A 13,074-nucleotide genomic window follows, 5' to 3' on the forward strand; every position below is an offset into this window, starting at 1 on the left:
AACAGATACGAAAGCAGTTCTGGGCAGAATATCGGGTCGTCTGATCTAGATCGGTTTCACTGAGGTTTGAAACCTTGCAAACACTCTAGTTTTTGGTGTTCAACTACATCTTATCCGTCGCAGCTTGGCGTTGAACCCTAGCGACAGTTGGCTAAAATGCTCCCTCTGTATTGGTTGCTCCGAAGCTAATGCATGTCAAATGATAAGTAAACGGGCAAGATGACTGTAGCAGTTGCCAATAAGACATATGTTTCAATTCGATACAGTCAGATTTATATATGCATAGGCGCGAAAAAGGGTTCGTCAAGACCAGTATCCAGAAATAAGTTTTCCAGAACGGATCTCCGAATCTGCTTGATGGGAACCGGTTAGCGGCGCTCAACCATTTGCGATTTGGCGATGACCTTCACGACCCAGTCGGCAAAAACGCGCAGCCGGTTGCTGAGATGCCGGTTTGGCGGGTAGACCAGATAGATCGGCATCGGATCGATCTCCCAGTCTTCGAGAACCGGCCGCAAGGTGCCTTTTTCCAGATCGTCCCGGACCATGAACAAAGGCGCTTGCGCGACCCCCAGACCGGCGCGTACCGCCGCTAGATAGGTGGTCGCTTCATTGGCGGCCACGACATAGCGCCCGTTGACTTCGATTTCCTCGGTGCCACGCCTGAACTGAAATGGCATTTGCTGCCCTGTGGACGGACGGAAATAGCCGACCGCATAGGTGCCGTTGGCAAGATCGGACGGGTGTTGCGGCGTGGAACAGCGATCCAGATATTCGGCGGAAGCGCACGCGATGGAATGCATGTCGCCGATGCGTCGGGCGATCAGCGACTGGTCGGTCAATTCGCCAATCCGAATGGCGCAATCCACATTTTCCGCGACGTAATCGACCGGGCGATCCGATACGCCGAGATCGATCTGGATATCGGGATAGCGCTGGTGAAACTCGATCAGGGCTGGAATGACGATCAAATTGGCGACGGCGCTTGCCATTTCCACACGCAGGCGGCCTTTGGGCAAGGTCTGTGCGCTGGACAGGCTGCCGTCGAGTTCCTGCAGATCGGCCAGCAATCGCGCCGCGCGCTCATAGTAAAGTGCGCCGTCCGGTGTTACGAGAACACGACGGGTGGTGCGATTGAGGAGTTTTGCGCCCAGATGGGCTTCCAATCCCTGAATGAGATTGCTGATGGTTGCCTTGGGCATGCCGAGTGACGCGGAGGCGCGCGTAAAGTTTCCGGTTTCGACAACCCGGAGAAAGGCGCGCATGGCCGAAAGTTGGTCCATTGATCAATAACCGTCATTGTTCGAGATTTTGGATAGTGTAACCAATCTAGGGGGACTATTCCAGATAATAGACAATGCTAATATCTGACCATGGCGGTTTGCCGCTAGACATGAAAGCTAAGAAAGATGTGCGAGAAGTTTACGGTTGAAACAATGCAGGCTGGCAATTGCACCTGCACGGCACGCATTTATCGCGGCGCCAAATTGCTTTCACCGCCGCCTGTGGTGCTGCATCTCCATGGTGGGGCTTTCTCGACAGATTGTCCAGATACCTGCGAGGGTGTTGCCGAAGCTCTTGCCGATGCGGGAGCAGTGGTGGTCTCGCCGGAATATTCGTCGGCCTGTCTCAACCCGTTCCCGGCGGCGCTTGAGGTGGCCTATGCCATTCTGACTTCGATGCGTGCGCGTTGCCCGGAATTTGCACACAAGAAGTCGATGCTGTTCGTCGCCGGTGAAGAGGCGGGCGGTAATATCGCAGCCGGTTTGGCGCTTATGGCGCGAGATCAGAATCTGACGGATCTCAAAGGTCAGATATTGCTTTCGCCCATGCTCGACCCGTGCCTTGCGACGGCGTCTTTCCGCAAATACTGCCCGGAAAGTGCGGTGCAGGCCATGTCGGATGGCTGGCAGCATTATCTGGGTCAGTGCGGAGGGTTCACTCACCCCTACGCTGCGCCTGCGCTGTGTACGCGTCTTGCCGGTCTGGTGCCGACACTGCTCGTTACCAGTGCCGAATGTCCGATGCGCGACGAGACCCAGGCCTATGCCGAGCGGCTGCGTCAGGCAGGCGTCAAGGTTCAGTCCCATGTCCTGCCGGGTCAGGCTAGCTGGATACCGGAAAGTAACGTGGCGGACCGTGAGTGGTCGCCACAGAAAGAAGCTCTTGTCGGCCTGTTTTCGGATTTCTTCCTGCGGGCCGGTGCGAATGCAATAGCAGCATAACGTCAGTTCGAAAGTCCTCCCAAGCTTTCATTTGACGATCAGAATGTAGCCGGCCCTGACCGGCAAGGAGATACAACATGACGTCGATCATTGGACGCCGGGCCCTGTGGGGCGCCGGCCTGAGTATCCTATTGTCTGCAGCTGGCGGTGGTGCCATTCTTTTTGGCGTTCCGCATCTGAAGGCGGATGCGGCGACGGATATTTCCGCGCCGCCTCCTGCCGTGCCGGTATCGGTTGCCAAGGCGGAATCGCGCCGCATCTCGACCTGGGAAGAGTTTTCGGGTCGCCTTGAGGCAATCGAGCGCGTCGAAATTCGCCCTCGTGTCGGCGGAGCCATCCTGAAAGCGCATTTCCGTGAGGGCGCGCTGGTCAAACAGGGCGACTTGCTGGTCACCATTGATCCGGAGCCCTATGCGGCAGCGGTTGAAAAAGCCAGGGCGCAGGTTTCCGCCGAGGAAGCGCGTGTCGCGCTGGCCAAGACGGAACTGGATCGCGGTCGCCAGCTTGTAACCTCACGCACGCTCGCCCAGAGCGGGCTGGACCAGCGGTCAAGCGCCTTTGACGAAGCGCAGGCAAGCTTGCGGTCGGCCAAGGCGGCGTTGCGTTCGGCTGAACTCGATCTCCAATATACGGAAGTGCGCGCACCGATCTCCGGTCGCGTCGGGCGGCTGGAGGTGACAGCCGGTAATCTGGTTGCCGCAAGCTCCGCTTCGCCGGTGCTGACCACGCTCGTTTCGGTCGATCCGATCTATGCAAGCTTCAGCGCCAATGAAGAGGTTGTCACCAAGGCGCTTGCCAAGCTTGCCGCATCGCCGGGCGGCAGCGCCATAGAACGTATTCCCGTCCAGATCGGGACAGCTGCCGATGATGGCACGCCGATTTCCGGCCATATCCAGCTGATCAACAATGAAGTGGATGCCACCACGGGCACGATCCGCGTGCGCGCATCCATCGACAATCCGGATGGCAAGCTCATTCCCGGCCAGTTTGTGCGCATTCGCTTTGGCGAACCGGAACCGGGCGAAAAGCTGGTGGTGAGCGACCGCGCCATTGCCTCCGATCAGGACAAGAAGTTCGTCTTCGTCGTGGGCGCAGACAATAAGGTTGAATACCGGCAGGTGGTGCTCGGTCGCAATTATGACGGCTTGCGCATTGTCGAAAGCGGCTTGAAGGCTGGCGAGAACATCGTCGTCAACGGCCTGCAGCGCATTCGTCCGGGCGTGGTGGTCGCGCCGCAACCCGTAACCGAAACACTTGCCAAGAATTAATTGAAACGGCGCGCCAGACGGCGCGCGCAAATGCAAAAGCTCGGCCTCATCAACCCGCGAAATCGAAGATTTCGCGGACCGGGAGAGTCTTTGCCTTCCCGCTTAAGGGGGATAAACAGATGAACTTTTCACGCTTCTTCGTAGACCGACCAGTCTTCGCTGGCGTTCTGTCGGTTCTGATCTTCGTGGCCGGTCTGATTGGCATGACAGGTCTGCCGATTTCGGAATATCCGGAAGTGGTGCCGCCGCAAATCGTGGTCCGCGCGCAATATCCGGGCGCCAATCCCGCCGTGATTTCCGAAACTGTCGCGACACCGCTGGAAGAACAGATCAACGGTGTTGAAGGCATGCTCTATATGCAGAGCCAGGCGACAGCCGACGGTGTCATGACATTGACCGTCACCTTCGCGCTTGGCACCGATCCGGATCAGGCGCAGCAGCTGGTGCAGAACCGCATCTCGCAGGCTGAGCCGCGCCTGCCGGAAGAGGTGCGGACCCTTGGCGTCACCACCGCCAAAAGCTCACCCGACCTGACGCTGGTGGTTCACCTCATCTCGCCCGATGGCCGGTATGACGTGAATTATCTGCGCAACTATGCCGTTTTGAACGTCAAGGATCGTATCGCCCGTATTCCGGGTGTCGGTCAGGTGCAGATATTCGGCGGCGGCGACTATTCCATGCGCGTGTGGATCGATCCGCAAAAGGCGGCCGAGCGCGGACTGTCGGCCAGCGATATCGCAAACGCAATCCGGCAGCAAAACGTGCAGGCCGCCGCTGGCGTGATCGGTGCTTCGCCGTCTGTTTCCGGTCTTGATCTCCAGCTTTCCGTCAACGCGCAAGGCCGCCTTCAGACACCCGAAGATTTCGCCAATATCGTCGTGAAATCGGGCAATGAAGGCGAAATCACCCGCCTTGGCGACGTTGCCCGTGTCGAGATGGGCGCCGCCGATTATTCGTTGCGCTCGCTGCTCGATAACAAGCAGGCGGTTGGTATGGGCGTGTTTCAGGCGCCGGGTTCCAACGCTTTGCAGATTTCGGAAAATGTTCACGCGGCCATGGCCGATTTGAAGAAGACCATGCCGGAAGGCGTGGATTTCGACATCGTCTATGATACGACCCAGTTCGTGAAGGCCTCGATTGAATCCGTCATTCACACCCTGCTGGAAGCCATCGTTCTGGTGGTGATCGTGGTCATCCTGTTTTTGCAGACATGGCGCGCATCGATCATTCCACTGGTTGCGGTCCCCGTTTCCATCGTGGGTACGTTTGCGGTCATGTATGTGTTCGGCTTCTCCATCAACGCGCTCAGCCTGTTCGGTCTGGTGCTGGCCATCGGTATCGTCGTCGATGACGCCATCGTGGTCGTAGAAAATGTCGAACGCAACATTGAACAGGGACTGTCGCCCGTCGAAGCGACCTATCGCGCCATGCAGGAAGTGTCCGGCCCGATCATCGCGATTGCGCTGGTACTGGTTGCGGTGTTTGTGCCACTGGCTTTCATTACCGGCCTTACCGGCCAGTTCTATCGCCAGTTTGCGCTGACCATCGCCATCTCGACGGTGATCTCAGCCTTCAACTCGCTGACCTTGTCGCCTGCTTTGGCGGCGCTGCTGCTGCGTGGCCATGATGCGCCGAAGGATCGTCTGACCCGCATCATGGACAAGGCGTTCGGCTGGTTCTTCCGTGGCTTCAACCGCTTCTTCGGTGCAAGCTCGAATGCCTATGGTCGCGGCGTGGGCGCAATTCTCTCGCGCAAGTCGCTGGTGATGGGCCTTTATGTCGTGTTGCTCGGCGTCACCTTCGTTCTGTTCCGCGCGGTGCCCGGCGGCTTCGTTCCGGCACAGGACAAGCAATATCTGATCGGCTTCGCGCAATTGCCGGATGCGGCCACGCTCGACCGTTCGGAAGATGTCATCCGCCGCATGACGGATATCGCGCTTAACCAGCCGGGCGTTGCCAATGCCATTGCCTTCCCGGGCCTTTCGATCAATGGTTTCACCAACTCATCGAATTCCGGCATTGTTTTCGTTACGCTGAAGCCGTTCGAGGAACGCAAGACACCCGACCTGTCGGCGGGCGCTATCACCATGCAGCTGAACCAGAAGTTCGGCTCCATTCAAGATGCGTTCATTGCCATGTTCCCGCCGCCGCCCGTGCAGGGTCTGGGAACCACCGGGGGCTTCAAGCTGCAGCTTGAAGATCGCAACGGTCTTGGCTTCCGCGCGCTGGACGATGCCACCAAGGCGTTTCTCGCCAAGGCCTATCAGACACCTGAACTGGCCGGTCTCTATTCGAGCTACCAGATCAACGTGCCGCAGCTTTATGCCGATCTGGATCGTGTGAAGGCGCGCCAGCTGGGTGTGGCGGTGACTGATGTGTTTGAAACCCTGCAGATCTATCTGGGTTCGCTCTATGTCAACGACTTCAACGCGTTCGGACGCACCTACAGCGTGCGCATTCAGGCCGATGCGAATTATCGCAGCCATGCCGAAGATATCGGCAAGCTGAAGGTTCGTTCGCAGTCGGGCGAAATGATCCCGCTGTCGGCGCTGATGAAAGTGGAGCAGACCGTGGGTGCGGAACGCGCCATCCGGTATAACGGCTTCCTGTCTGCCGATATCAACGGCAATCCGGCCCCCGGCTTCTCGTCCGGTCAGGCGCAGGCGGCCATCGAGCGGATTGCGCAGGAAACCTTACCTGCGGGCATCGCCTTCGAGTGGACCGATCTGACCTACCAGCAGATTCTGGCTGGCAATTCAGGCTTCCTCGTCTTCCCGCTGGCGCTGCTGCTGGTCTATCTAGTGCTGGCCGCGCAATATGAAAGCCTTGCTCTGCCCCTGTCGATCATCATGATTGTTCCAATGGGTATCATGGCGGCGCTCACCGGCGTCTGGCTGACGGGAGGCGACAACAATGTCTTCACCCAGATTGGCTTGATAGTCCTTGTGGGGCTATCGGCGAAGAACGCGATCCTGATCGTGGAATTTGCCCGCGAGCTGGAGCTTTCCGGTCGAAGTGTGGTGCAGGCCGCCGTCGAGGCCAGCCGGTTGCGTCTGCGCCCGATCCTGATGACCTCCATGGCCTTCATCATGGGTGTGGTGCCGCTGGTCACATCCACGGGTGCCGGTGCGGAAATGCGCTCCGCAATGGGTATCGCGGTCTTCGCGGGCATGATCGGCGTGACGGCCTTCGGCATCTTCATGACGCCGGTATTTTATGTGCTGATCCGAAAGCTGAGCGGCGAACGCCCGCTCAAGCATTCGGGGGCAAAGATCGAAGCACCGCATCTGGTGCCGGGCGAGTGATCGGAGCCGACAGAAAGATAAAAGGGCCGGAGCAATCCGGCCCTTTTCATATGGGTTATTGATTATCGCTGAAGGCGTGGATGATCGCGTCTTTCGAGCTGCCATTGGCAATAAGCGCCGCCAGCAGAATGCGCGCCTGACCGGGACGAAGTGTGCGGGCAGGGATCGCCCCTGCCGCAGCAAGATCGTATCCGCCGCCACCACCGCCATAGCTTGGCGTCAACAAACCTTCCGGGACGCGGCTCGATACCACGACTGGGATGCCTCTTTCGGTGCAAAGCTTGACGGCTTCGACAATTGCCGGCGTCGCATTGCCGGAGCCAAGTGCCGCCAGAACGATGCCACGCGCGCCTGCTGCAACACTGGCCGCGACATGGGTGGCATCGCAGCCGGGATAAATGGCAACCGTATCGACGCGGCTATCATCAAGCGGTGACGGCAGCTTCACATCCGGCAGCGCAGCTAGCATGCGTGTTGGATGAAACGCATCAGCACTGTCGCTGCTGGCCTTATAAACACCCCATGCAGGCAAAACCCGCCCGCCAAAAGCGATCAGCACGCCGCGCGCGGCATTGGCCGGATCAGTGGCCTGCCTGACCGCATCAGCCAGATTGGCAGGGCCATCGGCATGGGGACTATCCGCTGTAAATTGCGCACCGGTAAAGATAACCGGCTTTGCAAGCCGGTGCTGAAGCTGCACCAAAAGCGCGGTTTCCTCCATGGAGTCGGTGCCATGCAGGACGACAACGCCGTTGATGTCGGGGTTCTCCAGCGCTTCGCCGACTGCATTGCTGATATGCTGCATGTCGGCCAACGTGAGCAGCGAGGAATCCTTCTCCATCAGGTTGATGGGGCGCAGATCGGCCTTGAGATCCGGCAATAGCGCAAGTAGGTCTCCGCCGGATAAGGTCGGCGTGCTCGCGCCATTTTCACCGCGTTTGCTTGCAATGGTGCCCCCGGTGGCGATGACCGCCACCACAGGCTTGATCGGCGATGTGTTCACGTTTCTCTCGCTTGCTGCAGGCTCGAGACCTAGCAATAAAATGGCGCCTGAAATGACCAGAGCTGTCAGAAAAGACGCGAAGAACGGGGTGGTCGCCCCGTTCCCTCTTTTTTGATGAGTGGCTCGACGCAGCGGGTCGCCAATTACGCGTCCCGGCATTTCAGCGCTTGATGGATTTGGTCCATCCACCATGCTCCTGCGTCGAAAAGTTTCGAAAATGAACCACATTTCCTTCGCCTCTATCCTCGTAAAGCGGATAGCCTCTCACCACTCCCATCCAATTAACAGTCCCTGAAACTAGGTACCAGCGTCTATAGCACGCTCGGCGGCAAGTCTATGGATACGGTCGCGCATCAGATACCATCCGATGATGAGGAGGGGGATGATGATCAGCAGCGAGGCGATGGTCATGGTTCCAACCGGATAATCGAACGCCATCAGCACCAGCACGCCAAGCAGGAAAGCAAGCGTCAGGATACCCGTATAGGGCGCGCCGAACATCTTGAAATCAGGCCGTTCGATTTCGCCGCGCCGCGCCAGATACCAGAGCTTCAGCTGGCAGAGAACGATGACGCCCCATGCGGTGATGATGCCGAGCGCGGAGAGATTGAGCGCAATCTCGAAGGCGTCCGAAGGCACGATGGCATTGAGAACGACGCCTATCACTGTCACGACGGCGGTGACCGCGATGCCGATAAAGGGAACGCCGTTCTTGTTCATCTTGGCGAGTGCGGCAGGCGCGGAGCCCGAAACAGCCATGGAGTGCAGAATGCGGCCTGTCGAATAGAGACCAGCATTGAGCGATGAGAGAACCGCCGTCAGTACCACGAGGTTCATGATGATATCCGCACCTTCGAAGCCGATCTTGCTGAAGAAGGTGACGAACGGGCTTTCACCGGCGGAATAGGCCGTATAGGGCAGCAGCAGCGAAAGCAGCAGAACCGAACCGACATAGAAGACGAGCAGGCGGAAGACCACGGTGCGGATTGCGCCGGGCATCACCTTGCGCGGGTCTTCGGTTTCGCCAGCCGTTGTGCCAATCAGTTCGATGGAGGCATAAGCGAAGACGACGCCCTGTATGATCACGAAGGCCGGTAATATGCCGTTCGGAAAGAAGCCGCCGCTATCGGAAATGATGCTGAAACCAGCGGCATGGCCGTCAATCGGCGTGCCAGAAACCACGAAATAAATGCCGACCGCCAGGAATATGACCAGCGACAGCACCTTGACGACACTGAACCAGAATTCCATCTCGCCGAAGACTTTCACCGACATCATGTTCATCGCAAGCACGATGAACAGGGCAGCCAGCGCAAACATCCACTGGTCGACCCCTTGCAGCCAGGGAACATAGTGCTTGAAGAAATTCATATAGAGCGCAACGGCAGTGACATCGGCCACCGAGGTCATCGCCCAGTTCATCCAGTACATCCAGCCAGCCGCAAAGGCCAGTTTCTCGCCGTAGAACTCGCGAGCATAGGAGACGAACGACCCCGAACTTGGCCGATGCATGATCAACTCGCCCAACGCGCGTAAAACCAGAAAGGCAAAGAAGCCGCAGAGCGCATAGATGAAAATAAGCGAAGGCCCAGCCTCTGCGAGCCGACCACCAGCACCAAGGAATAGCCCGGTTCCGATCGCTCCCCCAATCGCGATCATCTGAATCTGCCGAGGCTTCAGCGCCTTGTGGTAGCCGGTGTCTTCCTCAATGAATAATTCACGTTCTGCCGGACTGGCATTAACGGCTTCAATCGACATTGCATCTCCCTGTGCGTGCGTTTCGACAGGACCATTCGCGGCATGAAACGCCACCTATAGGGCATGCTGCGGGTCATCAAATGCGAGAAGGGTGATATTCCACCCAATTTGAAGGGTAATCTGTAAAGCTGTATGACAGGTAATAGGCGCTATAACGCACACTGAAACTGACGCGTCAACCCTCTCAGGAGCACCCCTGCCGACCCGGCTAGGGGTGCGGTGTTTGCTGGAACGCTGAATATCTTTTTGAAAAGAATACGTTAGCTTTCAGCTTTGTCGAAAATTGTTCCGGTGACAATTATCCACAGGCTCGCATAAAAATGAACCCGGTGTCTGATTGCAATCGACGCTGCCGTTTAAGCGGCGCTGTTTCCCGTGATGGCATTCACCGCAGTTTTGACCTTGCTCAGATGCGCTTCCATGGCAGCGCGGGCGTCGGCTTCCGAACCGGCTGCGATGGCGTCGACGATCCGGCGGTGTTCGATATTGGAGGCTTCGCGGCGACCTGCCATGAGATTGATGAGCTCGGATTGCTGGATGAGCGCATTGCGCGCATCGGCGACGATCTTGGCGAAAAGCGTATTGCCGGAGGCAACGGCTATGGCGCTGTGAAACTCGGAATCGAGCAGCTCCCACTTATGTGGATCGGTCTGCCGGTCAAGCCTGTCGCAAAGACCCAGCAGATGGGCGAGCTGCTCTTCGCTACGACGAAGAGCAGCCCAGCCCGCCGCCGGAATTTCGATAAACGGGCGCGCTTCAATCAGGTCGCGCGCGGAATAGCCATCATAGCTCAGTTCCGCTGCGGGCGTTGCGTTCAATATATAGGTGCCGCTGCCAGTGCGGGTTTGTGTGAGGCCGAGCGTTTGCAGCGAGCGGAGAGCCTCGCGCACGATGGGACGGCTGACACCGAACCGGTCCGCCAGTCGCGCTTCCGAGGGGAGGCGCGTGCCGACCTGAAGGCGACCGGATATGATCGCCGACCGTATGTCGTCGAACACGACTTCGGCGGCGTTCTTCCGGTTGACCGGATGTGTTTCCGATAGCCAGTCGGCCAATTCGCTCATGCCCCAGCCTCCATTCATTGTCATGCAACTGTCAAGCCGCTGTCAGTTGCATGACAATTCACCTGCTAGGCAATTTGCGAGGCATTTTCAATCCCGACGGGCGAAACGCGCGGCTGCGAGCGATGCGGCAAAGGCGATGGCCAGCATGGCGAAGGTGAATTCTGTCACCGCGCTCCAGCCACCGGCGATCCAGAAGATACCGCCTGCGGAACCTGCAATGCTGGAGCCGAGATAATAGGCCAAGAGGTAAAGCGATGATGCGTGACCCTTGGTATGAAGCGCCAGCCTTCCGACCAGAGCGCTGGCGACCGAGTGGCTGACGAAGAAGCCGACGGTCAGGAACACGATGCCGGTGATGATGACAGGCAAAGGCGCAAACAGGGTCAGCAACACGCCAGTCGCTTCAATGCCCAAACCGATGGGGAGGACAATGAAATGGCCAAGTCTGTCGCCCATGCGACCCGCGATCCACGATGCCGCGATGCCGAACAGATAGACCGAGAAAATGGCGCCGAGCGCCGTCTGGCTCAGGCTGTAGGGCGCGGCGACAAGCCGGAAGCCGATATAGTTATAGACCGTCACAAACGAGCCCATGACCAGAAAGCCGATGGCGAACAGCAACGGCAGGGCCGGATTACGGAGATGGCCGATCCATGCACTGAGGTGAAACCGCGCATTCAGACCGGGACGCGGGGTAAAATTCTGCGAGGCGGGCAGCAACATCAGAAAGCCGATTGCGGCGGCAAGGCCCAGAAGCCCCATGCCAGCGAGGCCGACACGCCAGGAGAAGAATTCAGCCAGCGTCCCGGTGATGACACGGCCCGCCATGCCGCCAAAGGCGTTGCCGGCGATATAGAGACCCATGGATGCACCAAGGCCGCGCGGGTCGATTTCTTCGGCAAGATAGGTCATGGCGACCGCCGGGACGCCGCCCAGCAGCAGGCCCTGCAAGGCGCGCAGTGCCAAAAGCATGTGCCAGTCCGGAACCAGTGCAGCGGCGATGGTGCAAAGCGCGGAGCCGAGCAGGGAGGCGAACATCAGCGAGCGGCGGCCAAAACGTTCGGAAACGATAGCCGCAAAGAAAATCGCGAAGGCGAGAAAACCGGTTGAAACGGAAAGCGACAGCGAGCTTGCCGCGGGCGTGATGTTGAAATCATGCGCGAAGAGCGGCATCAACGGCTGCACGCAATAGAGAAGCGAGAAGGTTGCAAAGCCTGACAGGAAGAGCGCGACACTGGCATTGCGGAACGCGGGCGTACCCTTGACCAGATATTGCTTTTCTTCCGGTGCCGCTCCGGATGGTGTCGGCGCGGTGACCAGCTTGAGTGTGCTGTCTGCTGTTCTGACGCTATCGAGACTGCGTTCTTGGACGCGGGACATGACTTTGCCTTTTCAAAACCTCCCGAGCCTTGATCTAGTCAAAAGCACATCATTTGTCTAATATATGGAACAGACGATTGTGATATGTTTTGGATATACCGATGGAACTGCGTCACCTCAGATATTTTATGGCCGTCGCCGGTGAGGGCAATTTCACACGGGCAGCGGCCAATCTCGGTATCGGTCAGCCGCCTTTGAGCCAGCAGATCCGCGATCTGGAAAACGAAATCGGTGTGGCGCTTTTTCACCGCGTTCCCCACGGGGCTGAGCTGACGGCGGCGGGCACGGCCTTTCTTGAGGAAGCGAAGGCTGCTGTCGCTGCCGCGGAAAAAGCCAAGCTTGCCGCGCAAAGTGCGGCGCGCGGCGAGACCGGGCGTCTGGCTTTGGGCTTCACCGCGTCGTCCGCCTTTAATCCGGTAGTCAGTGGCACGATCCGGCAGTTTCGCGCCCGCTGGCCGGAGGTGCGGCTGACGCTCACCGAGATGAATACCAGCCTCCTGATGGAAAGGCTTGTGCGCGGCGAGGTTGATGCGGCATTCATTCGGCCCGGTCTGGAAAACCCGAAGGATGTGCGGATGAAGCGCCTGGCCGATGAGCCGATGCTGATCGCCTTGCCGAGCCATCATCCGCTGGCGACCCATGAGATATTGCCGGTTTCGGCGCTGGCGAACGAAGCTTTTGTGATGTTTCCGCGCATTGTCGGCCTTAGTCTTTACGACGACGTGGTTGCCGCCTGCCGCGAGGCTGGTTTTGAAATGATCGTCGCGCAGGAAGCGCCGCAAATGCCATCGGTCGTCAATCTGGTGGCCGCCGATCTGGGCGTTTCCATCGTACCGACCGCTATAGCGCAGATCAGGCTTGCGGGCGTGACCTACCGACCGATTGAAGGCGAACCACTTTCCGCGCGTCTGGCGCTCGCCTCGATGAAGAGCAATCACTCCCCGTTGATCGACAATCTGATGAGCCTTTTGCCCAATCTGTGACGACCTTGGGCTATTAAGTTGACAAAAACGATCACAAATCGGTTGATCGCGCCGGATAAAGAGAAAATAAACGCCGCACTATTCAAAA

Annotated in this window: 9 protein-coding genes; 4 read left to right on the top strand and 5 right to left on the bottom strand. The window is 58.3% G+C overall.

Annotated elements, in window-relative coordinates; translation table 11 throughout:
- Positions 1-368: 368 nt before the first annotated feature.
- On the bottom strand, positions 369-1,283 hold the full coding sequence (locus FIC94_RS09305) for a LysR family transcriptional regulator (protein WP_140024669.1): 915 nt from the start codon (positions 1,281-1,283) through the stop codon (positions 369-371).
- Between the two features lie 126 nt (positions 1,284-1,409).
- On the opposite strand from FIC94_RS09305, the gene FIC94_RS09310 reads away from it, so the two are divergent.
- From FIC94_RS09310 to FIC94_RS09320, 3 genes are all read left to right on the top strand, one after another.
- Positions 1,410-2,225: an alpha/beta hydrolase gene (locus FIC94_RS09310; RefSeq protein ID WP_140024670.1), complete on the top strand. Its 816-nt coding sequence runs from the start codon at positions 1,410-1,412 to the stop codon at positions 2,223-2,225.
- A 77-nt stretch (positions 2,226-2,302) separates the two neighbouring features.
- Positions 2,303-3,493, top strand: coding sequence for an efflux RND transporter periplasmic adaptor subunit (locus FIC94_RS09315; protein WP_109366888.1), 1,191 nt, complete (start codon positions 2,303-2,305; stop codon positions 3,491-3,493).
- Between the two features lie 119 nt (positions 3,494-3,612).
- Complete coding sequence (locus FIC94_RS09320) at positions 3,613-6,798, top strand: efflux RND transporter permease subunit (RefSeq protein WP_109366889.1); 3,186 nt, start codon at positions 3,613-3,615, stop codon at positions 6,796-6,798.
- A 55-nt stretch (positions 6,799-6,853) separates the two neighbouring features.
- Here FIC94_RS09320 and FIC94_RS09325 read toward each other — a convergent pair whose 3' ends face one another.
- The 4 genes from FIC94_RS09325 to FIC94_RS09340 form a co-directional block, all read right to left on the bottom strand.
- A complete protein-coding gene (locus FIC94_RS09325) occupies positions 6,854-7,801 on the bottom strand; it encodes an asparaginase (RefSeq protein ID WP_140024671.1) in 948 nt (315 codons plus the stop codon).
- A 297-nt stretch (positions 7,802-8,098) separates the two neighbouring features.
- Positions 8,099-9,559: an amino acid permease gene (locus FIC94_RS09330; protein WP_140024672.1), complete on the bottom strand. Its 1,461-nt coding sequence runs from the start codon at positions 9,557-9,559 to the stop codon at positions 8,099-8,101.
- A 356-nt stretch (positions 9,560-9,915) separates the two neighbouring features.
- Entirely contained in the window at positions 9,916-10,623 is a 708-nt protein-coding gene (locus tag FIC94_RS09335; protein WP_140024673.1) for a FadR/GntR family transcriptional regulator, read from the bottom strand.
- Between the two features lie 87 nt (positions 10,624-10,710).
- On the bottom strand, positions 10,711-12,003 hold the full coding sequence (locus FIC94_RS09340) for an MFS transporter (protein WP_140024674.1): 1,293 nt from the start codon (positions 12,001-12,003) through the stop codon (positions 10,711-10,713).
- A gap of 101 nt (positions 12,004-12,104) precedes the next feature.
- Between FIC94_RS09340 and FIC94_RS09345 the strand changes: the two genes are divergently transcribed.
- Entirely contained in the window at positions 12,105-12,986 is an 882-nt protein-coding gene (locus FIC94_RS09345; protein ID WP_140024675.1) for a LysR family transcriptional regulator, read from the top strand.
- The last annotated feature ends 88 nt before the right edge of the window (positions 12,987-13,074 follow it).

This window comes from Ochrobactrum teleogrylli, from assembly GCF_006376685.1.
GTDB lineage: Bacteria > Pseudomonadota > Alphaproteobacteria > Rhizobiales > Rhizobiaceae > Brucella > Brucella teleogrylli.